Raw genomic sequence first — 24,808 nt, forward strand, 5'->3', positions numbered from 1 at the left:
GGCTTCCATCCGCTGCGACCACGCGGCCATGCCGGCCGCGTACCGCTCCGCTAAGCGGCCGGCGGCGCTCTCGATTCGGAACCACTCAGGCGACGCCTGCTCTAGCAGGCCTATAAGCTCCTCCCGGCGGGCGCGTAGAGCGGGGGAGAGGAACGTCTCTGCCGTCTCCGTAGCCGTGATTAGCGCCTCGCCGGCGTGCGGCCGGCCGGCCTCCAGGCGGGCCAAGCGGGCGCGGACGCGCCTAGACATGCGCGGATGCTCTCAGTTGCGCCTCTAGCGCTTCCAGGCGGGGCAGTAGCTCGGCCTGCTCATGCACGCGGGCGTAGGCGCCGCCGAGGGTCGCCACGGCATTGCAGGCTCTCAGCACGTCCGCCGGGGTCGCTTCCGGGTCGCGCATGACTTCCTCTGCGGCCAGGAGGGCGCCCCACATGACACGACGTAGGGCGCCAATATCCCCCGCCTTACGGCGCCTAAGACGCGGCGTTCTCGCGTTGCTCACGGCACTTCCTCCGCCTACCCCGGGGGGTCACGCCCTGCGGCTCCTGAGCGTGAAGGCTCGAGTCTCGCTCAGCACGTAAGGGATGCGGGCGGCGGCCGCGTACCGCTGGCGGCGGTCCCACTCGCGCCGGCCGCGCTCGTCTAGCAGGCGCGGCATGAGGTCGGCGCGGGCGTGCGCCCACTCGATCAGAGGCCCGTGCGCGACGTTCTGGCCGGCCGCGCCACCCCGCACGTTGTCGCTGCGCTGGGCGCGTGAGCGGATGTAGTTCGTACCCCACTCGGTCGCCACCAGTAGGTAGCTCACCATAGGGTCGGCGTCGTGCTCGACTAGTTCGCGCATCCGGCGGGGTAGCTGCGCCGGCGCCACGCCGTCTAGCAGCATGCGGGCGTCACTGCGGGCGTTCGCCAGCTTCGCTTCCAGCAGCACCGGGTCGTCCACTGGTGGGCGCACTTCCGGAGGGCGAGTTTCGCCGGCCAGGTCACGCGCGGCGGCCTCGGCAGCGGCTACCTGCGCGGCGCTGGCTTCGCTCCAGGCGGCCAGGACCTCGGCGGCGCGGGCGGTCTTACCCTCTGCGGTCAGGTGCGGGTCCGTCTGGACGTCGTGCAGGTCGGCGTCTAGCTTGGTGAGGTCCTGGTAGAAGCCCGTAGCGGCCGCCTCCAGTCGCTCCAGCTTGGGATCATTGGGCGCGGACTTTCGTATGGCTCGGAGGTCGGCTAGTGCGCTTTCGCGCAGGACGCCGATCGTGCGGGGATTGAAGGTTGGCGCGGTCGTCATGCCTTCACCGTAGGGGTCTAGGCGGCGGCGCCTTCGACGTTGGCCATGTCGGCCACGTCGGCCACTTTGGCCAGCGTTGCCGCCTGCCAGTCCGGCTCGATCAGCATCAGGCGGGCGACACGTTCCACCTCGGAGACGGGTATGGACCAGGGTGACTGCCTGAACAGCCTCACGCCCCGTATGGCTCCCCGCGCCAGGTGCCGCCGCAGTGTGCGCTCAGGGATGCCTAGCGCGGCCGAGGCCTCGCGGACCGTGAGCGGTTCGGAGGGGCGGTCGCCAGCGCTCACTGCGCCGGCCTCCAAGGGGGTAGCCCGCCGGCCGTAGACGCCCCGTCAGGCGGTAGGGCAGGGGCGAAAGTGGGCGCCTGATAATCCCACTTATCAGTGACGATGAAGGGGTATGCGGCATGCGCGGCGCTATGCATCTTCGCCCTCCGCGCGTGCCGCCTCGGCCTGGAGTCTAGCGCGTTCCAGTTCGACGCTCACTCGGAACGCGGCGTTGCGGTGCCGCCGCGCGGCTTCTAGGTACCGGCGCTTGGCGTCTTTCACGTGATCCTCGCTTGCCACGCCTAGCTGGTACGCGGCCTCGGCGCGGGCAGCAAGCTCCAGCGCGGCGGCGGCCGCCATGGCCAGCCGACCGATAGGGTCACGCCTTGTCTCGCCGTTGGCGTCGTCACGTGGCATGCGGGACGCTCCGGCGGGGATGCCATACGGCTAGAGCAACGGCCACCGGGCGCGGCGAGGTCGCTACGCGTGCCGGCAGGCCAGGAACGATAGGGGCGAGGGTCGCACCTGCGTGTGACTGGCCGGGGTCGTGCACGGTCAGGAAGTCTCCAGCGGCGGGGTCGCGCATCAGCACCAGGTCGCCCGCCTGCGGCTCCAGTTCGTCGCAGAGGACCAGCATGGTGCCGACCGGCGCGAGGTCGTGCGCTTCGGGCGTGGCTTGGTCCGCGCCTGTCACGCGCCGTAGGCGCAGGGCCTTGGCCGGGTAGTGCTCAGGGATGGTGCGGGTGGTCGTGGCGGCGTTGCTCATGCCCTCAGTCTCCACCGCTCCGCCGTGCCCGTTCTGCATAAACTGCATGTGCATCGGCCGTGTGCAACTTTTTCCCACGCCGCCGTCATGCGGCCGCCAGGTCGGCCAGGACTTCCCAATCAACGGGCCAGCCCTCAGCCTCCAGCCGCGCAAGTTCGGAGGTCAGTACGTATCGGCGGCGCCGGCTGCGGTGTTGGACGAACGCGATCTCGCGCCGGTCCATGCGCCCGCGAAGCATGCCCTCGCTCCAGGCCAGCGCGGCGGCGGCATACGACGGCGGCAAGAGGGTAGGCAGGCCTACGGGGACGCCGTAAGGGTTTCGCGGCCAGTCGGCGGCTGTGTTGCCGTCAGGCTCGAACCTCACACGACACTCGGCGCATGTGGGTGCCTCGGCTGATAGAACGGCCGCGCCGCAGCCGGGGCAGACGTAGCGGGTAGCAGTTGCAGTCAGCATGGCTGGCTCGCTTCCGCGGATCGCTTGTCCTCAGCGTCGCCTTGGCCGTCAGCACGGGTCATCGGCCAGTCGGGAGCGGCCGGCCAGCCCAACTGCGGGTTGTATCTGGCGGATACAGCATTAGTGACTGAGTACCTGGTTCTCTGACTACCTTCCCCCCTGACTGCATCTCTTGCTCTTATGGGCGGGCCCGGTTCGTCCCGTCCTGGGCGGGCTTCCGGCGATTCATGCTGTATCCCGCAGATACGGTCCCCTGTATCTGGCGGATACAGGCCGTGAGGGTCCGTATCCCACGGATACAGCGCCTCGGTGGCCTCCACTGACTCAGCAGTGGTAGCCAGGTCATCGGCTTCCAGCAACTCAGGCCCTGTAGAGAGATCATCGCCCTCGGCCGGCCCCGCGGCCGCCACCGGCGCTGTGCCGTCCATGCCTGTTAGCTTGACGAGCTGAGTCTTGTTCTCAGGGCCAAGTACGTAGACGGACGGCCCGGGACTGGTGTGGTCAAGCTTCGCAAGTAAGCCCCGGGCGCTCAGCCATGCGACGGCCCGAGGCACGCTCGCCTCGCTTACGCCGGCACGCACGGCCAGGTCCCGCCGGCTAATAGCGATGAGCGCCCGTTGGCGGCTGTCTAGCCGTACCAGTTGCCGGTTGCCCGGCCGGTCCATCCGGTAGGCGAGACGCCACAACGCCCAAAGGACCTCGCGTGCGGGCAGTGGCACTCTGACCAGCGCATCAAGCACAGCGTCATGCGCCGCCGTGTAGTCGCTCGCAGGTCGCAGCCAATGGGGGAGGCGATTCTGGTATGCTTTTGACACCGCGCTTATCACTCCCTTTGGGGAGGCCGTTGCCCCGGTTGTCGCCGGGGCTTCTTCTTTCGCCTCCCAAGTGGGCGCTCGGGACCTGTGTCGCCCTACGCTCCTACCGGCAATTCTACCAGAGTTCGATGCAGTACCCGCGGAGTATAACAACTGTTATAGGGGCTCGGCGGCGAGTTACTACAGTTGTAGTAGTTACCCTTAGCCGTTGTGCAACATTTTGCACACACCGGCGTGTAATGCTCCGCCAGGGGCAATGTGCATCGGCCGAGGCCGGCCCTCGGCTACCCGGTCTGGACCCCCTAGTGGACCCCCTTGCGCCATGCCAAGAGTCGCCGCAAGGCTTGGCAGGCGCCGGCTGTGTAGGCAGTAGGCGCCGTCGTGAACGTAATCTTGAGATGTGGTGCGAAACGGTGCAAAGGTCCTTCCAGCGATTCGTAATCGGCAGGTCGTCGGTTCGAATCCGACCGTTGGCTCCAACAGGAACCCCGTCCGAGACGCGACTCCCGGACGGGGTTCTGCTCGCGCGGGCGTCCATGGACGCCGCTGACCCCAAGACCTGACCGCGAAAGCACGCGATGGCTCCGCGCCCGCGCTTCGGCTGCGGCATCGGCGCGTGGGCGGAGAGCCCCTACCTGTCGCCCCCGAGCCTGACCAGCGCCAAGCCGTCCGGCTCCCTGCCGGCCGGCAAGGTCCTCATCACCGACAGCGAGGCCACGTCGACCTCGAAGACGTCGCCGCCGGCGGTGGCTGCCACGAAGAGGCGCGCGCCGTCCGGCGTCGCGATCGTCCCCACCGGGAGCGAGCCGCGCGGCAGCGACACGCTGCCCCGCCTCTCGTGGGAGGCGGCGTCGAAGAGCAGCACCTGGTCGTCGCGGTAGCAGGTGACGGCCATCAGGTCGTCGCCCACGGGCGTGACGCGGATCGGCACGGCGCAGGTCGGCAGCACGTCGAGGGGCGCGAGGTCGTCGGGGCTGAGCACGTGCACCTCGTCCTCGTCGTTGCTGCCGACCCACAGCTCGGAGCCGCCGGGGGCGAGCGCGATGCCCTCCGCGCCGGCGCCCACCTCCGCGGACGTCACGGCGCCTCCGCGCAGGTCGAGCCGGGCGACGGCGCCTCCGGCGATGTTCGCGGCGAAGGCCGCCGACCCGTCGGCGGCGGCGACGACCATGTGCGGCTGGCGCCGGCCGGTGGGGTAGACGGTGCGCTGGGAGTCGTCGGCTAGGTCGAAGGCGAGCACGGCGTCGTCGGCCTCCACGGTGACGAGGACGGTGCTCGTGCCGGGCACGAGGGCGAGGCCGTGCGGCATGGTCTGGGGTCGCGTCGACACCGTGCGGACGACCTCGCGCGACTCGAGGTCGATGACGGCCACGCCGGTGCCCGGGGAGCCGCGCCTGCCGTAGAGGCTGACGAGCGCGAGCGGCGAGCCGGTGGGGGAGGAGCTCGCCGGCACGGCCAGCACCTCGTGCGGTCCGGCCCCGACGTCGACGCGCCACGCCGCCTCGCCGGAGGCGAGGTCGATGCCCACGAGCTGCCCGGCCGACTTGTCGACGACGAGGAGGTGCGTCGGCGGCTCGTTCACTGCTGGCCCCTCCCCGGCCGCGGCGCACGCCAGGACCAGCCCGCCGACGAGCGCGGCGAGCGGGCGCCCCAGCGTCCCCACTGGCCTCGTCACGGGTCCAGCGTACACTCGGTCGTGGCAGACGGCGTCGCGGGCGGACAGGTGCCGGGGAGGCGCGGCCCGAGCCGGGCTCGCACCGGCATCAGGGAGCCGGTGAACGGCCTCACCCACATCGCCGGCGCGGCCGTGGCGCTGGCGGCGACTGTGCCGCTGGTGCTCCTGACCCGCGGCGACCGGCTCGACGGCGCCGCCTCGCTGGTCTTCGGCCTCACCTCGGTGCTGGCCTTCGTGGCCAGCTCGCTGCTCCACTCCCTGTGGGTCGCGCCGGCCCGCGAGCTGTGGCTGCGGCGCTTCGACCACGCCGCGATCTTCACGCTCATCGCCGGGACCTACACGCCCATCTTGGTGCAGGCGCTGCGCCCCGAGAGCCCGCGCCTGGCCTGGACCGTGCTGGCCATCGTGTGGACGATCGCCGCCTGCGGGCTGGTGTTCAAGCTCCTGTGGATCCACGCGCCGCGGTGGCTCTCCACGGCTCTCTACCTGCTGATGGGCTGGCTCGTCGTCGGCGCGATCGTGCCGGTGGCGCGGGCGCTGGGCCCGGCGAGCGTGGCCTGGATGGCCGCGGGCGGCCTGGCCTACACGGTCGGCGCCGTGATCTACGGCCTCAAGCGCCCGAACCTGCGGCCCGGCTTCGGCTTCCACGAGCTGTGGCACGTGCTGGTGCTCGTCGGCTGGGCCTGCCACGCCGTGATGGTCTACCGCGTCGCGCTGGCGGCCTGAGCCGCGGCGCGCGCCAGCGCCACCTCGACCCTGTGCACCCGACCGTCGTCGACGAGCGGCACCTCGCCGCGCTCGGCCTCGCGCCCGTCGACGGTCACCGTGGTATGGACGGCGTCGTCCGCCGCACGCACCTCCACCTCGTAGACGCTCGAGCCGTAGCGGTACCGCAGCGTGAAGCCCGGCCAGGAGCGCGGCATCAGGGGCCTGATCAGCAGCTTGTCGGCGCGCCTCCGCACGCCCAGCAGCCCCTCGACGGCGAAGCGCCACAGCCAGGCGGCCGAGCCCGTGTACCAGGTCCAGCCGCCGCGGCCGACGTGCGGCGGGTGACCGCCGATGTCGGCGGCGACCACGTACGGCTCCACGCGGTAGAGCGCGCAGTCCTCGCGCGTGACGGCGCGGCGCATGGGCGAGAGGTAGCGGAAGAGGTCGTGGGCGCGGTCGGCGTCGCCCAGCTCCGCGAACGCCCAGGCCGCCCACACGGCCCCGTGGGTGTACTGGCCGCCGTTCTCCCTGATGCCGGGCGGGTAGGCGGCGATGTAGCCCGGGTCGGCGCCCCGCCCCGTGAACGGCGGGGTGAAGAGCCTGACGAGCGCGTGCTCGTCGTCGACGAGCCTCTCGTCGGCGGTGGCCATGCTCAGCCGCGCGCGGGCGGGCTCGGCGGCGCCCGACAGCACCGACCAGGCCTGCGCGATCACGTCGATCTCGCACTCCGGCTGGCCCCTGGCGCCGAGCGGCGAGCCGTCGTCGTAGAAGGCCCTGATGTAGCGGTCCCAGTCCCAGGCGCGCTCCTCGATGGCCGTGACGAACGCGTCGGCGCGGGCCTCCAGCTCGTCGGCGCGCGCGTGGAGGTCCCGCAGGCGGCACAGCGGCGCGAAGCGGCGCAGGGCGGCGACGAGGAACCACGCCAGCCACACGCTCTCGCCGCGTCCGCCCGCCCCCACGCGGTCGAAGCCGTCGTTCCAGTCGCCGGTGCCTATGAGCGGCAGGCCGCGCGGGCCCGTGCGGGAGGCGCGGTCGAGGGCCCGCAGGCCGTGCTCGAGGAGCGTGGCCGAGAGGCGGCCGGGGGCGTACTCGGCGTAGCGCTCGTGCTCGTCGTCGGCCAGCGGCGCGCCCTCGAGGAAGGGCGCCTCCTCGTCTAGCACGCCCTCGTCGCCCGTCGCCTCCACGTAGAGCGCGGTGACGTAGGGCAGCCAGACGAGGTCGTCGGTGATCTTGGTGCGCACGCCCCGCGCCCCGGGCGGGTGCCACCAGTGCAGCACGTCGCCCTCGGGGAACTGGCGCGACGCGGCGAGCAGGAGCTGCGCGCGCGTGAGGTGCGGGGCCGTGTGCAGCAGCGCCAGCGAGTCCTGTAGCTGGTCGCGGAAGCCGATCGCCCCGCTCGACTGGTACGTCGCCGTGCGACCCCAGAGCCGGCAGGCGACGACCTGGTGCAGCAGCCAGCGGTTCACGAGGAGGTCGAGGGCCGGGTCGGGCGTGCTGACCTGGAGCTGGCCGAGGAGCTCGTCCCAGCGCTCGCGCGCCTCGACCAGGCCGGCCTCGCGGCGCGCGTAGCGGCGCGCCAGGTCGCGGGCCTGCGCGTCGTCGTCGCCCTGGCCGAGCGCGAACACCGCCACGGCCTCGCCGTGCGGCGGGACGTCGAGGTGCACCTGCAGGGCCGTCATGGGGGCCGCCACGCCCTCGACGCGCCCGCTGAGCCCGATGCGCGTGAGGGCCGCCGGCCGGCGGCGGCCCCCGCCGCCGTAGAACTCGTGGCGGTCGGCCGTCACGCCGTGGACCGCGCGGTCGCTGGCGAGGAACGCGACCCGCCCCGGGTGCTCGAGGTGGAACGGGTTCGCGACCAGCACGGCGTTGGAGGCGGTGTCGAGGCGACACCTGAGGTACGGCGCGGAGCCGACCCGGTCGACGCCGAGGACCCAGTCGACGGCGTACGTGGCCGTCACGCGCCGGGGCCTGCCCGTGGTGTCGCGCAGCCTCAGCTCCACGACCTTGACGGTGGCGTCGGGCGGCACGTGGACCGACATTGCCTGGTCGAGTCCGTGGCTGGCGTGCCGGAACGTGGTGGCGGCGGCCTCGTGGGTGACCGCGTACTCGGCGTCGGGCGAGGGCGGGCACGGCAGCGGGGTGGGGCTCCACACCGCCGCCGTCTCCTCGTCGCGCAGGTAGAGCGCCTCGCCGCTGGGGTCCACGAGGGGGTCGTTCGCCCACGGCGTCAGGCGGTTCTCGCCGCTGTTGAGGCACCAGGTCGTCGACGCGCCCGACTCGCTGACCAGCGTCCCGAACCGCTCGTTCGCCAGCACGTTCACCCACGGGGCCGGCGTGGGCTGGCGCGGCGTCACGCGGACCGTGTACGCGGTCCCGCCCGGCTCGAAGCCGCCGTGACCGTTGTAGAAGGCGAGGCGACCGGGTTCGAGCCGCCCGCGACGCGCCCCCTCGTCGGCGGGCAGCGGCGGGCTCGGCGTCCGCACCGGACGCAGACGCGGCAGCGGCGCCGGCACGTCCGCCAGCTCGGCGAGCTGCTCGTCTACCGGCCTGCCGGGCTCGAGCACGACCCGCGCGGCCGCGTGCAGCGTCGCGCGCTCCGCATCCGTGAGCGTCCGGCCGCGCACCACGTGTACGCCGCCGTCGCGATCGAGCCAGCCCTCCACGTGGCGGGCGCTCACCAGGCGCCTGATGCGCTCCGCGAGCGGCTGGTCGTAGGCGTCGTCGTGGTCGTTGAGCAGCACGAGGTCGAAGGCCAGGCCGCGTCCGCGCGCGTAGGACTGCGCCGCGAGCGCCAGGTCGACGGTCTCCTCGACGTGCACCTCGCCCAGCGGCAGCAGCACCACGGGCAGGTCGCCGGACAGCCCGAAGCGCCACAGGCCGCCCACGCCGGAGCGGGGCGGTTCGCCGCGGTCGCGCCGCACCGGACGCTGGTAGACGAGGGACGAGATCAGCCGCTGCGCCGTGCGCCAGCGCGCCGAGTCGAGGCCCAGGCGCTCCAGCTCGAGGCCGGCGCGCTCGGCGGCGCGCTCCAGCGCGCGGTCCACGGCGGCGAGCGTGCCCACGTAGGCCATCGCGGCCTCGGTGTCGGCGCGCGAGCGACCCGCGGCGGCCACGAAGGCGAGCCTCGAGGTGCCGTGGGCCCTGACTGTGAGCCCGGCGCGCAGGGCGACGACGGGGTCGAGCGGGTTGGTCACGACCCCGCCGAGGGGAGAGGGTCCGCGCAAGGCGGCGGGCAGCCGGTAGTCGCCCCAACGCCCGAGGAAGCGCTCCCTGTCCGTCTCGATGCTCACGGCCGGCTCCCGGCCCACGGGCGCGACGACGGCGTGGCGCCACACGACCTCGGCGTCGCGCGGCGAGCGCCGGCGGCGCCTCAGCTCCACCACGCCCGGCGCGGGCTCGCTCGCCTCGACGAAGAGCTTGACGAACGCCGGGTGGCGACGGTCCTCGCCGTCCGGCGCCAGCACCGGCTCCGCCGCTCGGGTCAGCGCCAGGCGACGCGGGCGGCCCTCCAGCTCGCCCACCTCGACGCGCCACAGCTCGACGTCGTGGTCGGGGTCCACGGCGGCGTCCACCGTCACGAGCAGCCCGTCGCCCCTGACCCGGTACCTGATGACGTGGGGCAGCACCTCGACCTCGAAGCCCGCCGCCGCGGCGGCGCCGGGCGCGAGCAGCGGCCTGGTCGTCCCGGCGTCGAGGTCGGTGAGGTAGAGCCACTGGCCGCCTGCGGGCAGCACGGGGTCGGGCCGCCAGCGCGACAGGGCCACGCCGCGCCACTGGGCCTTGCCGCCGCCGCGGTCGTCGAGCAGGAGCTGGTAGCGTCCGTTGCCGAGCGGGAACGCTAGCGGCATGCGCCCGCGCGGCACGACGTGCCACGGCTCCACGCGGACGGGGCGCCCGCCAGGCGGCAGCTCCCCGGCGCGGGCGTGCTCCGGCCTCTCCAGCGGTCCGGCCAGCGGCGTGCGCTCGTAGAGCACCGGCGCCACGGCCGCGACCCTGGCGTCGGCGTGGAAGCGCGACGGCAGGTCGGCGCCCGCCACGGCGTTGCCCAGCGCGTTGAGGACCATGGCCTGGTGGTGCGCCATGTAGGTGCGGACGACCACGGCGGGCTTGCCGAGCGGCAGGCGGGCGGGCGTGAAGTCGACGGCGTCGTAGAGCCCGTAGATGCCGCGGGCACCGTGCGCCTCGAGCGCGTCGAGGTTCTCCAGCACGGCCTGGGGCGCCACGGGCAGGGCGAGCACGGACGCGTAGGGGGCGATCACGTGGTCGCGGACGTCGCGTCGCAGGGCGAGGTCCTCGACGCCGAACGCCCTGTACTGGTACTCGCCGTCGGCGCCCACCAGGGCGAACGCCGACTCGGACACGCCCCACGGCGTGCCCCTGGCGCGGGCGTGCGCGCGCTGGGCGTTGACGGCGTTGACGCAGGCGTCGTGGAGCAGGGTCCAGCGCGGCATGCGCGTGAGCAGAGGCGGCATCAGGTACTCGAAGGCGGTGCCGCTCCACGACAGCAGGGCGCGGCGGCCGCCCACGCCGCCGAAGGGGCGCGACAGGTGCACCCAGTGGTCCGTCGGCACCCGGCCGAGCGCGATGGCGACGAGGCTCAGCAGGCGGGACTCCGAGGCGAGCATGTCGTAGGCGGGCTCGTCGAGGTCGTCCTCGTCTGGCCGGTAGCCCAGCCGGAAGACGCGCCGCCAGTCGTCGAAGAGGAAGTCGAGCTCGGTCTCCGCCACGAAGCCCTCGCACAGCGTGGCCAGGTGGGCTGTGGTCTCGAGGGTCGTGCGCAGCAGGTCCTCGGCGGCGTCGACGGCGCGGCGCAGGCGGTCGCACCACTCGACGACGCCGTGCTGTCCGAGACCGCCCAGGCCCGTGGCCGCGGCGGAGCGCAGCTCGGTCAGGAGCTCCCTGACGCGTCCGTACACGGCCGGCAGCTCCGCCAGCGGCACGCTCACCGGGAGCGAGGAGAGCGCGTCCCTCGTCCGGCCGACCTCGGTCGCCTCCTGCGCCCGTCGCAGCGCCGTGGGCGCCTCGGCGAGGGCGCGGTGCCACGGCAGCAGGAGGGCGACGTCGCGGTCGATGGCCTCGGCGTCGGCGACCACGCGGCGGCGCCACTCGGCGAGGGCCGCGAGCTCGTCGGCCCTGAAGCGGCGGGTGCCCCGCAGCAGCGGCAGCACGCTCTCGTCCACCTCGGCGAGGCGCCTCCGCATGGTCCCGAGCAGCTCCGGCCAGCGGTGCTCGTCGTCGAGGGCCGCGGCGACCTCGGAGCGCAGGGCGGCGAGCAGCTCCACCGTGCGCCCCCCTGGGTCGACCGCGCCCACCACGTCGCCGGCCACGCCCAGGCTGTCGAGGAGGCCCTCCCAGCGCTCGCGCCGCCACGCCCGCTTGCCGGGCAGCTCGAGCAGCGCCTGCCGCAGCGTCAGCAGCGCGGCCAGGAGGTTGCCGCTGTCGACCGCCGAGACGTAGCGGGGCCGCAGCGGCCTCAGGGTCCTCGTGTCGTACCAGTTCAGGAAGTGGCCCCTGACGCGCTCGAGGCGGCCCAGCGTCTCGAACGCGCGCGCCAGGCGCGCCGTGAGCCCCACGAGGCCGAGGTAGCCGAGGTCGTAGGCCGTGACGCACGACGTGAGGTAGAGGCCGACGTTCGTCGGGGAGGTGCGGTGCGCCACCGTCGCCAGCGGCTCCTCCTGGAAGTGGTCGGGCGGCAGCCAGTTGTCCTCCGGCCCGACGAAGCGCTCGAAGAAGTGCCACGTCTGACGGGCCAGGCGCCGCAGCCTGGCGCGCTGCCGCCGGCTGGGCACGTAGGCCTGCTCGGGGACGCTCCGCCCGGTGACGGCGGCCAGCCACGGCGCGACCGTCCACAGCGCCAGCACCCACGCGGCGCCGGCCACGGCGCCGGGTGAGAGCGCCGGCAGGGCCACCGCCAGCGCCAGGGCGAGGAGCGGTGAGACGGCCATGCGCCGCCACGCCGCCGCGAGCGTGAGGCTGCCCAGCGCCCGCTCGGCGCCCGCGGCCGTCGTCCACTGCAGGAGGTGGCGGCGCGTGACGGCGAGCCGGTAGAGCGTCGTGACGATCGCGCGCACGCGCACCCAGGCGTCGTGCGCCAGCGTCGTGGTGCGCCACGCCAGGCGTCCGAGGTAGCGCAGCACCGCCGTGGAGCCCGCCCTGGCGGCGCCCGGGTAGCGCAGGTGCAGCAGCCTGTCGAGGAGCTCCGGCAGCTCGGGCACCGCCTCGAACGCCAGCACGAACAGCGTCCACGAGGTCGCCGTCGGCACGCCGGCCAGCCAGCCGAGGGCCAGCAGCGCCACCTCGGCCGGCCTGGCGAGGCTGGCGACGAGCGGCAGCGTGGCCTGCCACCTGGCCACGCGCGACGCGCTGGCCAGTCCGAGCCGGCCGGGGCGCAGCAGGAAGGGCAGCACCTGCCAGTCGCCCCGCGTCCAGCGGTCGAGCCTGACGGTCTCGGCGATGTGGTGGCGCGGCTCGCGCTCGAGGACCTGGCAGTCGCCCACGTGCGCCACGCCGCCGAGCATGCCCTCGAGCAGGTCGTGGCTCAGGAGCGCGTTCTCCGGCGCCCGGCCGAGGACCGTCGCGGCGAACGCCCTCACGTCGAAGAGCGCCTTGCCCTGGAACAGGCCGCGGCCGAAGAGGTCCATGAACGCGTTCGAGACGCGGTGGTGGTAGAGGTCGATGGGCGCCCCGCCCGACATGAGCAGGCGCAGGTAGGTGGCGCGCTCCGACTCGGGGTGCTCGTCGAGCCGCGGCTGGGCGAACGTGTAGCCCCGCCTGAGGCTCCGCCCGTCGGCGGCGACGTACGGCCTGTTCAGGGGGTGGGCGAGACAGGCGATCAAACGCGTCGCCTCCCCGGGCGGCAGGGTCGTGTCGGCGTCGAGGGTCAGCACGAAGGCCAGGCGCCCCCGCAGCTCGGGACCCAGCGGGTCGTCGAGGTAGGTGCCGCGCTCGCCCGTGGTCAGGAGACGCACGAGCTCCTCGACCTTGCCGCGCTTGCGCTCCCAGCCGATCCACTTGCCCTCGCCGTGGTTGTAGAGGCGCCGGCGGTGCAGCACGAAGAAGCGCCGCTCCTGGCCGCCGGTCAGCCTGGCGTCGAGGTCGGCGACGCGCCGCCTGAGGTAGGCCAGCAGCTCGTCGTCGCCCGGCGTCGTCTCGGCGTCGGCGTCGGCGAAGTCCGTCAGCAGCGCGTACCAGATGCGCGGGTCGGGGTCGGCGGCGTGGTGCAGCTCCAGGCGCGCCGCGAGGGCGTCGACGTCGTCCTCGCCGGCGACGATCGCGGGCACCACGAGCAGGGTCTCGGCCCCCTCCGGCACGCCGCGCTCGGGGTCGAAGCGCGGGAGGAACCGGGGCGGCACGGCGCGGGCCACGACCCAGTGGACCAGGGCCGTGGCGCTCGTCACCGCCGGCGCCACGACGAGCAGCGCCGCCAGCGCGGCCAGCCACGGCGAGACGGCGCCGGCGGCCGCCACGACGGGCACGCCGAGGGCCACGGAGAGCAGCGCCACCGACGGCGCGTAGAGCCACGCCCTGTGGGAGGGCAGGCGGAGCTCCCGCACCAGCCGGTGGTCGCGCCCGAGGCCCAGGACCTCGGCCAGCTCCGCGGTCCCGGCGTCGACGAGGTAGTACCCCACGTGCCTCGCCTCCGACGGCGCGTCCGGGCCGGCGGAACGTGCCGCCTCGACGGCGCGCCGGGCGACCTCGTGCTCCGGCACGCCGCCGGCGGCGGCGAGGCGGGCGACGGCGTGGCGGTAGTGGTCGCGCGACGCGAAGTCCATGCGCCGGTAGACTCCGGCCGGGTCCTCGCGCAGCACGGCCTCGACGGGCGAGAGCTCCTCGACGAACCGGAGCCAGTTCCAGCGCTCCAGCGCCACGAGGCTCCTGACGGCGGCGGCCACGGACGCGTTCGCCTCGGCGGTGGGGGTGGGGTCGAGGAGCGCGGCCAGGGTCGCCTCGAGGCGCTTGAGCGAGACGAGCCGGAGGAAGTTCGGCAGCGACCAGAGCTCGGCCTGTGTCAGGCCGTCGGCGGCGGCCACGCGGTGCACGACGAGGCGGAGCTCCTCGGGCGAGAACTCGCCGCCGGCGAGGTCGAGCGCCGCCTCCGCCATCGCCGCCGCGCGGTAGCGCCCGGCCAGCGGGCCCTCGACGTAGCGCGGCAGCGGCCCCAGGTCCGCCGGCGTGAGCCCGGTGCGGACGTGCCTGAGGGCCCGCTGGACCGTGGGCCAGTTGTCGAGCAGCCACTCGCGCCCCACGCTGGGCGGGCCCTGCTCCTCGCGCGCCGCCAGCTCCTTGACGAGGTCGCGCGGCACCCGCGGCGGACGCAGTCGCGGCGCCTCCGCGCGCCCGCGCGGCGACCCCACCGGCGCGAGCAGCGCGGCCTCCCAGCCAGAGCGCCCCGCGCCCGTCGGCAGCGTCATGGCGCGCTCAGTGGCCCGGGCGCTGCTCCGCGGCCGCCGCCACGGCGGCCGCCACCGCGCCGGCCTCCAGGTCCTGGACGACGAGCAGCGGGGCCGACCCGAAGCGCGCCAGCGTCTGCACGGTCCTGCCGAACGGCAGGCTGCCCGTGCCCGAGGCGCCGTGGGCGCAGGCCACCACGAGGTCGGGCTCCTCGCGCGAGACGGCCTCGTGCAGGTGCTCCGGCGCGCCGTGGTGCCCGTGGACGAGGCCGCGCGCCCTCACGCCGTCGGTGGCCAGCCGGCCCGCCAGGGCGGTGAGGTACGCCTCTGCCTCGGCCTGGTTCGTCTGCATCAGCCTCTCGAGGTGGCGCCGCGCCTCCGGCGAGCGCAGCGTGCCGTTGAGCAGGCCGAGCGGCGTGATCACGTGGCAGAGGAGCAGCTCGGCGTCGTGCGCCTTGGCGATCTCGCCGGCGGCGGCGACCGCGTACTCGGCGCGCTGCGAGCCGTCGAGCGGCGCCACGATGCGGCGGTAGCCGCGCCGCCCGGCGTCGTCGGCGGGCGGCGGGGCGTCGGTCCGCGCCAGCAGGACGGAGACGCTGGGCAGCGAGAACAGCTTGTGCGCCACGGAGCCGAGCCCCGTCCCGTCCCCGCCCCCGTGCCCGCGGGCGCTGAGGACGACGAGGTCGTGGTTGTGCTCGACGGCCCAGCGCGCGATGGCGTCGGCCGCCTGGCCGTCGACGACCGCCACCTCGACGTCGGGGACGTCGTTGGCCAGGCGGCCGGCCACCTCCTCGAGGTACGCCGTGGCCCGGCCCCGCTCGAACTCGTAGCCGAGCGGGTCCCAGCCGGCGGCGGCCGTGGGCTCCAGGACGTGGAGCAGCGTGACCTTTACCGGCGCGACGCGCGCGAGCGCCCTGACGTGGTCGAGGGCGGCCTCGGCACGCTGCGACGTGTCCAGAGGGACGAGCAGACGCTGGAACGTGGGACGCCACCTCCTCCCTCGCCAGGCCCCGAGCCTGACGATGGTGCGGGTTTTCGTTGACGAGAGGGCGGAGACCCCGCGGTAACCCGTTGACGGGTCCGCACGGAGACTCCGTCAGCGTTCGTAGTCCAGGATACAGGGCGCCGGCGTCCCCACCCCCGCCGCGGGCTACGTACGCCGGCGCGTCAGAAGCGCTCGGTGACGGTCTTCACCTCGGTGAACAGCCGCAGGTAGTCGGGTCCGCCGGCCTTCGAGTTCGTGCCGGAGAGGTCGAAGCCGCCGAACGGCTGCACGCCCACCAGGGCGCCGGTGATCTTGCGGTTGACGTAGAGGTTGCCGACGCGGAACTCGCGCCTGGCGCGCTCGATGCGGGCGCGGTCGCGGCTGATCAGACCGCCCGTGAGCGCGTAGGTCGTGGAGTTCGCGTACCTCAGGGCGGCGTCGAAGTCGGGGGCCTCGAGGACCGCGACGACCGGACCGAAGATCTCCTCGCAGGCGATCCTCGCGCCGGGCGGCACGTCGGCGAAGACCGTGGGCTGCACGTAGTAGCCGGGACCCGCGTCGGCCGCCCTGCCGCCGCCCGTAGCCAGGCGTGCCTCGCCCTTGCCGGTCTCGAGGTAGCCGAGGACCTTGTCGTACTGGCGCTGGTTGATGACGGCGGCGACGTCGTGGTTCTCCTCGGCGGGGCCGACGCGCAGCGCCTCGACTGCGGCGACGAAGCGCTCCAGCACCTCGTCGTAGACGTCCTTCACGACGATCAGGCGGCTCATCGCCGAGCACTTCTGCCCCTGGAAGCCGAAGCCGCTGGTCACGGCCGCGCTCACCGCCAGGTCGAGGTCCGCGGTCTCGTCCACGACGAGCGCGTCCTTGCCGCCCATCTCGAGGAACACGCGCTTGACCCAGCGCTGCCCCGGCTGCAGCCTGGCGGCGCGCTCGTTGATGCGCAGGCCGGTCGCCACGGAGCCCGTGAAGTTCACGAAGCGGGTGCGCGGGTGGTCGACGAGCGCGTCGCCGAGGTCGGCGTCGGCGCCGGTGAGCAGGTTGATCACCCCCGGCGGGAAGCCGGCCTCCGCGACCATCTCCATGAACTTCGCGGCGATGACGGGCGTGCTGGGCGACGGCTTGAGGATCACGGCGTTCCCCACCACGACGGGCGCGACGGTCGTGCCCACCAGGATCGCCAGCAGGAAGTTCCACGGCGGTATGACCACGCCCACGCCCATGGGCTGGTAGAAGCTCGTGTTCTCCTCGCCCGGGTAGTGGTGCGTGCGGAGCGGTGCTTCCAGGCGCAGGGCCTCGCGCGCGTAGTACTCGCAGAAGTCGATGGCCTCGGCGACGTCGGCGCTGGCCTCGACGTAGTTCTTCGCGGCCTCGAACACCTCCCACGCCGCCAGCTCGGCGTGGCGCCGGCGCATGATCGCCGCGAGCTTCACGAGGTAGCGGGCGCGCTCGAGCATCGTCAGCCGCGACCAGCCCTCGTAGGCCTCGTACGCCGCGGCGAAGGCCGCCTCGACGTGCTCCGCCTTGCCCAGCGACGCCCGGCCCACGACGCGGTCGGGGAAGCAGGGGTCGAGCGAGTCGAGGCGCTCCGCGGTGTGGACGGGCTCGCCGCCGATCACGAGCGGGTAGTCGCGCCCGAGCCGGTCCCTGACGTCGTCGAGGGTCAGGCGGAAGCTCGCGAGGACGTCGGGGTCCGAGAAGTCCAGGAAGGGCTCGTTGCGGTAGGGTTCGAACGGTTCCATGTCGCTCTCCCGTCGGCGCGTCCCGCCCGCGCCTGCGGCGCGCGGTCGCGCGGTTCTCGTGGTCGTGGCCGCGGGTGCGGGGCCGGCCCGGCCCCCGCGGCGCCGGTCAGCCGAACAGGCCCCGCAGCACGAAGCCCAGGTTCGCCGGGCGCTCGGCCAGGCGACGGCTGTAGTAGCCGTACCAGTCGTCGCCGAAGGGCACGTAGAGGCGCAGCGGCCGGCCGGCCGCGGCGAGGCGGTCCTGCAGGTGCGGCCGCACGCCGTAGAGCATCTGGACGCCGTACGCGTCGGCGCTCAGGCCCGCGGCGTCGACGTGCGCCAGGGCCCGGTCGAGCAGGCGCTCGTCGTGGGTCGCGATGTCCACGTGCGCCCCCGCGGCGAGGCCGCGAGCCACCAGGCCCATGAACGCCTCGTCGACGTCCCGCTTCGACCGTAGCGCCACGTCCTCCGGCTCGCTGTAGGCGCCTTTGACGATGCGCAGCGTCGGCCGCGGCGCCAGCTCGAGGAGGCGTCCGAGGTCGCCGGGCGTGCGGTGGAGGTAGCTCTGCAGGACGGTGGCCACGTGGTCGTGGCCGCGGCGGCGCAGCGCGAGGTAGAGGTCGAGGGTGCCGTCGACGTAGGCGGAGCTCTCCATGTCGAGGCACATCGTCCCGCCGACGCGTCCGAGCGCGCACGCCAGCTCGTGGGCCAGCTCCAGCGCCAGCGCGGGGGAGACGCCCAGGCCGAGCTGGCTGGGCTTGACGCTGAAGTACGGCTCCACGCCGGCCTCGTGCACGCCCTCCACCGCCGCGGCGATGCGGGCCGCCGACTCGCGCGCCGCGGCCTCCGAGGCCACGAACTCGCCGAGCACGTCGATGATCACGCCCTTGCCGCTGGCCTCTATGGCCTTGAGCTTCGGCAGCGCCGACTCCAGGTCGGGCCCGGCGACGAAGCGGCCCACGCCCAGCCTCCAGCCGTGCCGCTCCACGAAGCCGCGCACCCACCGCGCGTCGGCCGTCGCGAGGACCGCGCGCCGGTACAGGTCGTCGAGCTGCGGCATACGGGGCTCATCTTACCCGCGGGGCCCGCGCCCCCGGACCGCGACCGGGTCGGCTCATACACGCGCGACGCGCGTGCCCCACGGGCCTTAGTAAGACTTCCGACAGCCCACGGGGAAGCGGCGGCGCTACGCTTCTTGATGACGCGCGGCCGGGTCCCGGTTCCTCACGTGGACAGCAGGGTGACCGCGGCGGGCGCCCTCCGAGGTGAGTCGATGCGTGTAGTCGCGGGCCACCGTCTTCCCGGTGGGAGGAGACCCGAGTGAACCTGCTCTTCGTGCGCCACGGCGAGACGGACTGGGCGCTGGTGGAGTCGCGAGGGGCCAGGGGGTGGGCCAAGGACTTCGCGCCGCTCACGCAGCTCGGTCGCCTGCAGATCGACACGATCGCCCGCGACTACCGGCTCAAGGAGGCGGAGGCGATCCTCTGCAGCACGTTCACGCGCGCGCTCGAGTCGGGGGCGCGCCTGTCGCGTGCCCTCAACAAGCCGCTCTACGTCGAGCACGACCTCCACGAGTGGCTGCCGCAGAAGGACCCGCTGGCCGACTACGACGACCGCATGCTGGCCGAGGCGAAGAAGACCCTCTCCGGCACGGCGCCGTTGCCCGAGCCCGCGCCGTGGGAGAGCCTGGAGGAGGTGCGCAGCCGCGTGCTCGGCGTGCTGCGCCGCTACAAGCGCTTCAACACGCTGATCGTCGTGACGCACGGCGTGGTGATCAGCAGCATCATCGGGGTCGACAGGCAGGTGGAGCACGCCGAGATCGTCCCCTACACCCTCGACCTCGACGAGGAGCAGACGGCGCCGGCGGTAGAGTCTCACCCGTGACGGCACGGGTGACCCTGCCCTACGAGGGCGACCTCGAGGGGCGCGTCGTCCGCCTCACGCCCCTGAGGCGCGACGACGTGCCCGCGCTCCTCGCGATCGCGAAGGCGGCGCCGCACGAGTACGACCTCACCTCCACGCCGCGCGACGAGGCGGAGGCCGACGCCTACTTCGGCGAGGCGCTGGCCGAGGTCGCGGCGGGCACGGCTCACGTGGTGACGGTGAGGGACGCCGCGGGCACGGTCATCGGCACGTCGCGTCTGCGCGCCTACGACGCCAGGCACCGACGCTGCGAGCTCGGTTACACCTGGTACCACCCCGGCGTGTTCCGCACCGCCGTGAACACCGAGTGCAAGCTGCTGCTCCTCGAGCTGGCCTTCGAGGGCCTGGGCGTGAACCGCGTGCAGATCCAGACCGACGCCCGCAACCTGCGCTCGCAGCGCGCGGTCCTCGCGCTCGGCGCCGAGTTCGAGGGCGTCCTGCGCCGGCACATGGTGGCCAAGGACGGCTACGTGCGGGACAGCGTGATCTTCTCGATCGTCGACACGACCTGGCCGTCGGTGCGGCTGCGCCTGCGCGAGCGGCTGGAGGAGCGCCTCGCGCGCGGCGCGCCGAGCCCCGCCGGCTGAGGGAACGTCCCGCCCGCGCCCGACCGTTCCTCCTGCGGCTCGCGGCGAGCCCGGGACGTCAGCGGATGCCGTGCAGGATCTCTTCGAGGCCCTCGGGGTCGGTGATGAAGACCTCCTTGGGCCGCGTCTCGATCACGCCCTCGGACTCCAGCGCCTTGAGGGCACGCGTGACGGTCTCGCGCGACGTGCCGGCCAGGTTCGCCAGCTCCTGGTGCGTGAGGCGCACGAGCGCGCGGTCCTCGGCGAGGTCGACGACCCCGCCGCGGTAGAGGCGCAGCAGCACGTAGGCGACGCGCCCCTGCGCGTCCTGGTAGGAGAGCACCTGCGACTCGTCGTCCATGCCGCGCAGCCTGGCGGCCAGCGTGCTCGTGAGGTTGAGGTTCATCGCCGGGTAGTCGGAGATGAGGCGCCGGAAGTCGTCGTTGAAGAGCAGGTAGCAGTGGACCTCGTTCAGGGTCGTGACCGTGGCGCTGCGCGTGGTCTGGCCGAGCAGCGCCATCTCGCCGAAGAACTCCGGCGGCTGGAGGATGGCGAGGGTCTTCTCGTGGCCGCCCAGGTCCACCTTCGACAGCTTCACGAGGCCCTTCGCCATGATGTAGAGGGCCTCGCCCTTGTCGCCCTCCTGGAAGATCGTCGCGCCGGGCTCGAACACCCGCTTGCGCACCGCGGAGGCCGCGATCTCGAGAGCGCGCTCCGGCACGCCGTGGAAGAGCGGGACCCTGGCCAGTTGCTCCTTGATCTCGCCGACGGTCTCGGCTGCCATCTGACCTCCAACCGGCCGCGCGCCGCGCCACTCCCGTGCTTTCGCGGTCCAGAACGTATAGTACCAGCGTGGCGAGCGTGCTGGCGTGTGAAGGAGTGCGCCGCCGCTTCCGCACCCCCGCCGGAGACGTGGAGGTCCTGCGCGGCGTGGACCTCACGGTCCGCGCCGGCGAGCTGGCCGTGATCCTGGGGCCGAGCGGCTCGGGCAAGAGCACCCTGCTCCACGTCCTCGCCGGCCTCGACAGGCCCGACGCCGGGGAGGTCTGGTGGGGGGAGACGCCGCTGAGCAGCCTCGACCGCTCCGCGCTGGCGGCGCGGCGCGCCGGGAACGTCGGGCTGGTGTTCCAGCAGCACTACCTGCTCGAGGACCTCACGGCGCTGGAGAACGTGCTGCTGCCCATGCGCATCGTCGGCGACGTCGACGAGCGGCGCGGCCGCGAGCTACTCGAGGCGGTCGGGGTAGCGCACCGCGCCGGGCACCTGCCGTCGCACCTCTCGGGGGGCGAGCGTCAGCGCGTCGCCGTCGCGCGCGCGCTGGCGCTCGACCCGCCCTGCCTCATCGCCGACGAGCCGACGGGCTCGCTCGACCGTCCGCGCGCGCTCGAGGTGTTCGGGCTGCTGCGCGACCTGGCGGCCGAGCGCGGCAAGGCCGTGACCCTGGTGACGCACGACGAGACGCTGCTGGGCGAGGCGCGCCGGCCCGGGGTGCGGGTGTCGGTCTACCGCCTGACCGACGGCGTGCTCGTGGGGGACGCCGCCCTGGCGCCGCCGCTGAACGCACCGTGAAGTGGCGCCGCAGGCACACTGTGATAATCTCCACGCGTACCGCAAGAGTCGGGCCTCGCCCCTTCGAGGCGAGCAAGCAGATCTTGGAGGTGTCATGAAGAAGCTAGTGACGGCTCTCCTGGCCCTGGCGTTCCTAGGCCTGGCGAGCGCTCAGACCCTCGTCTACGGGACGAGCGGGTTCCCGTCGTCGCTCGACGCCGTCGACTCGCAGGACGGCAACTCGCTCGTGGTCAGCTCGCAGATCACCGAGCGCCTCGTCGACTTCGAGCCCGGCGGCACCGACCTGGTGCCCGGCCTCGCCACCGAGTGGAGCGCGAACGAGGACGCCACGGTGTGGAACTTCGTGCTCCGCGAGGGCGTGACGTTCCACGACGGCACCCCGTTCGACGCCGAGGCGGTGAAGTTCAACATCGACCGCTGGAACGACCCGAACCACCCGTACAGCGGCCGTGACCAGGGCAAGACCTTCGTGCCCTGGGGCTGGGTCTTCGGCGGTCCTATCGGCGAGGGCAACCTGATCCAGGAGGTCAGCGTCGTCAACGACCACGAGGTCCAGATCACGCTGACCAAGCCGGCGCCGTTCCTGCCCGCGCTGTTCGCGGCCATCTACTTCCAGTTCAGCAGCCCGACGGCGATCATGGAGAACGGCGTGGCCTACGGCACGCCCTCCGTGGGCGCGGTCGGCACCGGGCCCTTCAAGTTCGTCGAGTGGGTCGAGGGCGAGCGCATCGTCCTCGAGCGCAACGACGACTACTGGGGCGGCCCTGCCCAGGTCGAGCAGGTCGTGTTCCGCGGCATCCCCGAGCCGACGGCTCGCCTCGCCGAGCTGCAGGCAGGCACCATCGACATCGCCGTGCTGCTGTCGGCCGACGACCTGGCGACGATCGAGAACGACCCGAACCTCAAGGCCGTGATCCCCGAGACCGAGCTGAACGTCGGCTACATCGCCATGCACCAGGCGACCGAGCCCCTCGACAACCCGCTCGTCCGCCAGGCGATCGCCCACGCCATCGACCGCGACGCGATCATCGAGGCGTTCTACGGCGGTCTCGGCGTGCCGGCGCAGGGCTTCATCCCCTCGACGATGTTCGGTCAGCCCGAGCCGTGGCCGTACGACTACGACCCCGAGCGCGCCCGCGAGCTCCTGGCCGAGGCCGGATACCCCGACGGGTTCTCGGTCGACTTCTGGTACATGCCGGTGAGCCGGCCCTACTACCCGGCGCCGCAGCCGATCGCCGAGACCATCGCCAGCTACCTGGCCGAGGTGGGCATCGAGGCCAACCTGCAGACCGAGGACTGGACGACGTACCTCGCCGACTACCAGACCGGCAAGTTCCCCATGTACATGCTGGGCTGGAACGCCGACTACGCCGACCCCGACAACTTCCTCATGACGTTCTTCGGGCCCACGGCCCCGAACGACCTGGGCTGGGACGACGCGGAGGTCCGCGACATGCTCCAGCAGGCCCGCCAGGTCGCCGACCCCGACGTGCGCGCCGCCCTCTACTCCGAGGTCGGCAACGCCGTCGCCGAGGCCGTCCCCTCGATCCCGTTCGCGCACAACCGCACGCTGAACGCCGTGCGCGCGAACATCGACGGCTGGATCGCCAGCCCGCTCGGCTACTCGTCGGTGAGCCTGCACTCCGTCTCGAAGGCCGAGTAAGTCACTAGCCAAGCGCGGCCGGGCAGCCCCTTCCTGGGGCGCCCGGCCGCCGTCCGCCCTCACGGGAGAAGGCGTACTTGACGGCCTACCTGCTGCGCCGCGTGCTGGGCCTCGTGCCCGTGCTCATCGGCGTGACCCTGCTCATCTTCTTCCTCACGCGCGTCATCCCCGGCGACCCGGCGACGGCCATGCTGGGCCAGCGCGCGGCGCCCAACCTCGTGCAGCGCCTGCGCACCGACCTGGGGCTCGACCGCCCCCTGTTCGTCAACCTCCAGAAGGCGCAGGAGACTGGCGACTGGCGCGACTTCTTCGACAGCCAGTACTTCTCTTTCATGGCGGGGCTGCTGAGGTTCGACCTCGGCCGCTCCATCTACACGCTCATCCCCATCACCGAGAGCCTGCGCCACCGCTTCGCGGCCACCTTCGAGCTGACGCTGGCGGCCATGGTCTTCGCCGTGGCCATTGGGGTGCCCGCGGGCGTGTTCGCGGCCACGCGCCGCGGCACGCTCGCCGACACGGCGATGATGCTGCTCGCGCTCTCGGGCGTGTCGTTCCCCGTGTTCTGGCTGGCCATCATCATGATCTACGTCTTCTCGGTGACCCTCGGCTGGCTGCCGCCGTCCGGCCGCCTCTCGGTGGGCCTGTCGCTCGAGCCGGTCACGGGCATCTACGTCATCGACGCGCTGCTGCGCGGCCAGGGGAGGGCGGCCCTCGACGCCGCCAGGCACCTGGTCATGCCGGCGCTGGCGCTGGGCTCGATCCCGCTGGCCATCGTCGTGCGCATGACCCGGTCGGCGATGCTCGACGTGCTGGGCCAGGACTACGTGCGCACCGCCCGCTCGAAGGGCCTCAGCGAGCGCCGGGTGGTGCGCGTGCACGCGCTGCGCAACGCCCTGCTGCCCGTGGTGACGGTCATCGGGCTGTCGTTCGGCTCGCTGCTCTCCGGGGCGCTGCTGACCGAGACGGTGTTCAGCTGGCCGGGCATCGGCCGCTGGGTCTACGACGCGATCGCCGCCCGCGACTACCCGGTGATCCAGGGCGGGGTGCTGTTCGTGGCGGTGATGTTCGCGATCGTGAACCTGCTCGTGGACATGACCTACGCCCTCATCGACCCCAGGATCCAGTACGCGTGAGCGACGTCCCCGCCACCCCCGCGGTCGCCGTGGCGCCCAGCGTCAGGGGCCGCTCGCTGGCCACCGACGCGTTCCGCCGCTTCTTCAAGCACCCCACCGGCCTCGTGGGCCTCTTCATCGTGGGCTTCTTCGTGGCCGTCTCGCTGCTCGCGCCGGTGCTGCGCCCCTACGACCCCTCGAGCGACCGCGACCTGCGCGCGCGCCTCGACCCGCCCAGCGCCGAGCACTGGTTCGGCGCCGACGAGCTGGGGCGAGACCTGTTCACGCGCGTCTGGCACGGCGGCCGGATCAGCCTCCGCGTCGGGCTGCTGGCCGTGGCCTTCGCCGCCGTCACCGGCACCCTGCTGGGCCTCACCGCCGGCTACGTGGGCGGCTGGCTCGACACGTTCATCGTCTGGCTCATGGACATCGTGCTGGCGTTCCCTGGCGTCCTGCTGGCGATCGTGATCGTGGCGACGCTGGGCCCGAACCTCACGAACGCCCTCATCGCCATCGCCGTGACGCAGGTGCCCATCTACACGCGCATCGTGCGCTCGGTCGTGCTGTCGGTGCGCGAGACGGAGTACGTGCAGGCGGCCAAGGCGCTGGGCACCAACCCGCTGGGCGTCGTCCTCAAGCACGTGCTGCCCAACAGCCTCTCGCCGCTGATCGTGCAGCTCACGCTCTCGATAGGCACCGCGATCCTCGACGTGGCCGCCCTGGGGTTCCTGGGCCTGGGCGCCCAGCCTCCAGAGCCGGAGTGGGGCCTGATGATCCGCGACGGCTTCACGCAGTTCGTGCGGGCGCCGTGGATGTCGATATTCCCCGGCATCGCGATCTTCCTCTCCGTGGTGGGCTTCAACCTGCTGGGCGACGCGATCAGGGACGTGCTCGACCCGCGCCTCCGCGACGCCTGAGCCTTGCC

At 73.2% G+C, this 24,808-nt stretch carries 18 protein-coding genes; 7 read left to right on the forward strand and 11 right to left on the reverse strand.

Annotated features, from left to right (window positions below):
* The 6 genes from VF202_06000 to VF202_06025 all read right to left on the reverse strand — a co-directional run.
* Positions 1–249, reverse strand: a 249-nt coding sequence (locus VF202_06000) for a hypothetical protein (GenBank protein HEX7039645.1), incomplete at its 3' end; no start/stop codon positions are given.
* 277 nt (positions 250–526) lie between these two features.
* Positions 527–1,273, reverse strand: coding sequence for a hypothetical protein (locus tag VF202_06005; protein ID HEX7039646.1), 747 nt, complete (start codon positions 1,271–1,273; stop codon positions 527–529).
* A gap of 17 nt (positions 1,274–1,290) precedes the next feature.
* Positions 1,291–1,560: a helix-turn-helix domain-containing protein gene (locus VF202_06010; GenBank protein ID HEX7039647.1), complete on the reverse strand. Its 270-nt coding sequence runs from the start codon at positions 1,558–1,560 to the stop codon at positions 1,291–1,293.
* Between the two features lie 129 nt (positions 1,561–1,689).
* Positions 1,690–1,956 (reverse strand): hypothetical protein, encoded by a 267-nt coding sequence (locus VF202_06015; GenBank protein ID HEX7039648.1) that lies wholly within the window; start codon positions 1,954–1,956, stop codon positions 1,690–1,692.
* Positions 1,946–2,305: a hypothetical protein gene (locus VF202_06020; protein HEX7039649.1), complete on the reverse strand. Its 360-nt coding sequence runs from the start codon at positions 2,303–2,305 to the stop codon at positions 1,946–1,948. Before VF202_06020 ends, VF202_06015 begins: the two co-directional genes overlap by 11 nt.
* A 1,900-nt stretch (positions 2,306–4,205) precedes the next feature.
* Positions 4,206–5,249 (reverse strand): PQQ-binding-like beta-propeller repeat protein, encoded by a 1,044-nt coding sequence (locus VF202_06025; GenBank protein HEX7039650.1) that lies wholly within the window; start codon positions 5,247–5,249, stop codon positions 4,206–4,208.
* Between the two features lie 21 nt (positions 5,250–5,270).
* Here VF202_06025 and VF202_06030 point away from each other — a divergent pair, with 21 nt between their 5' ends.
* Positions 5,271–5,975 (forward strand): hemolysin III family protein, encoded by a 705-nt coding sequence (locus tag VF202_06030; protein ID HEX7039651.1) that lies wholly within the window; start codon positions 5,271–5,273, stop codon positions 5,973–5,975.
* Here the strand turns inward: VF202_06030 and VF202_06035 are convergent.
* From VF202_06035 to VF202_06050, 4 genes are all read right to left on the reverse strand, one after another.
* Positions 5,951–14,368, reverse strand: a complete 8,418-nt coding sequence (locus tag VF202_06035; protein HEX7039652.1) for a glucoamylase family protein — start codon at positions 14,366–14,368, stop codon at positions 5,951–5,953. The genes VF202_06030 and VF202_06035 overlap by 25 nt on opposite strands.
* A 7-nt stretch (positions 14,369–14,375) precedes the next feature.
* A complete protein-coding gene (locus VF202_06040; protein HEX7039653.1) occupies positions 14,376–15,371 on the reverse strand; it encodes a universal stress protein in 996 nt (331 codons plus the stop codon).
* A 143-nt stretch (positions 15,372–15,514) separates the two neighbouring features.
* Positions 15,515–17,071, reverse strand: coding sequence for an L-glutamate gamma-semialdehyde dehydrogenase (gene pruA / locus VF202_06045; GenBank protein ID HEX7039654.1), 1,557 nt, complete (start codon positions 17,069–17,071; stop codon positions 15,515–15,517).
* A gap of 106 nt (positions 17,072–17,177) precedes the next feature.
* On the reverse strand, positions 17,178–18,110 hold the full coding sequence (locus VF202_06050; protein ID HEX7039655.1) for a proline dehydrogenase family protein: 933 nt from the start codon (positions 18,108–18,110) through the stop codon (positions 17,178–17,180).
* 260 nt (positions 18,111–18,370) lie between these two features.
* Here VF202_06050 and VF202_06055 point away from each other — a divergent pair, with 260 nt between their 5' ends.
* Together VF202_06055 and VF202_06060 are read left to right on the forward strand one after the other, a co-directional pair.
* Positions 18,371–18,934, forward strand: a complete 564-nt coding sequence (locus VF202_06055) for a histidine phosphatase family protein (protein HEX7039656.1) — start codon at positions 18,371–18,373, stop codon at positions 18,932–18,934.
* Entirely contained in the window at positions 18,931–19,560 is a 630-nt protein-coding gene (locus tag VF202_06060; GenBank protein HEX7039657.1) for a GNAT family protein, read from the forward strand. Before VF202_06055 ends, VF202_06060 begins: the two co-directional genes overlap by 4 nt.
* Before the next feature lie 58 nt (positions 19,561–19,618).
* Here the strand turns inward: VF202_06060 and VF202_06065 are convergent, their stop codons facing one another.
* Positions 19,619–20,323, reverse strand: coding sequence for a Crp/Fnr family transcriptional regulator (locus VF202_06065; GenBank protein HEX7039658.1), 705 nt, complete (start codon positions 20,321–20,323; stop codon positions 19,619–19,621).
* A gap of 68 nt (positions 20,324–20,391) precedes the next feature.
* Here VF202_06065 and VF202_06070 point away from each other — a divergent pair, with 68 nt between their 5' ends.
* From VF202_06070 to VF202_06085, 4 genes are all read left to right on the forward strand, one after another.
* Positions 20,392–21,108 (forward strand): ABC transporter ATP-binding protein, encoded by a 717-nt coding sequence (locus VF202_06070; protein ID HEX7039659.1) that lies wholly within the window; start codon positions 20,392–20,394, stop codon positions 21,106–21,108.
* A gap of 94 nt (positions 21,109–21,202) precedes the next feature.
* On the forward strand, positions 21,203–22,771 hold the full coding sequence (locus tag VF202_06075) for an ABC transporter substrate-binding protein (GenBank protein ID HEX7039660.1): 1,569 nt from the start codon (positions 21,203–21,205) through the stop codon (positions 22,769–22,771).
* A gap of 77 nt (positions 22,772–22,848) precedes the next feature.
* Positions 22,849–23,904, forward strand: a complete 1,056-nt coding sequence (locus VF202_06080) for an ABC transporter permease (GenBank protein ID HEX7039661.1) — start codon at positions 22,849–22,851, stop codon at positions 23,902–23,904.
* Positions 23,901–24,800: an ABC transporter permease gene (locus VF202_06085; protein HEX7039662.1), complete on the forward strand. Its 900-nt coding sequence runs from the start codon at positions 23,901–23,903 to the stop codon at positions 24,798–24,800. Before VF202_06080 ends, VF202_06085 begins: the two co-directional genes overlap by 4 nt.
* The last annotated feature ends 8 nt before the right edge of the window (positions 24,801–24,808 follow it).

The sequence above is a fragment of the Trueperaceae bacterium genome, assembly GCA_036381035.1.
Lineage (GTDB): Bacteria > Deinococcota > Deinococci > Deinococcales > Trueperaceae > DASRWD01.

Excerpts from the sequence above, each read along its gene's own strand:
- VF202_06050 (HEX7039655.1), bottom strand. The coding sequence starts at position 18,110 with ATGCCGCAGCTCGACGACCTGTACCGGCGCGCGGTCCTCGCGACGGCC.
- VF202_06065 (HEX7039658.1), bottom strand. The coding sequence starts at position 20,323 with ATGGCAGCCGAGACCGTCGGCGAGATCAAGGAGCAACTGGCCAGGGTC.
- VF202_06075 (HEX7039660.1), top strand. The coding sequence starts at position 21,203 with ATGAAGAAGCTAGTGACGGCTCTCCTGGCCCTGGCGTTCCTAGGCCTG.
- VF202_06035 (HEX7039652.1), bottom strand. The coding sequence starts at position 14,368 with ATGACGCTGCCGACGGGCGCGGGGCGCTCTGGCTGGGAGGCCGCGCTG.
- pruA (HEX7039654.1), bottom strand. The coding sequence starts at position 17,071 with ATGGAACCGTTCGAACCCTACCGCAACGAGCCCTTCCTGGACTTCTCG.
- VF202_06015 (HEX7039648.1), bottom strand. The coding sequence starts at position 1,956 with ATGCCACGTGACGACGCCAACGGCGAGACAAGGCGTGACCCTATCGGT.
- VF202_06020 (HEX7039649.1), bottom strand. The coding sequence starts at position 2,305 with ATGAGCAACGCCGCCACGACCACCCGCACCATCCCTGAGCACTACCCG.
- VF202_06005 (HEX7039646.1), bottom strand. The coding sequence starts at position 1,273 with ATGACGACCGCGCCAACCTTCAATCCCCGCACGATCGGCGTCCTGCGC.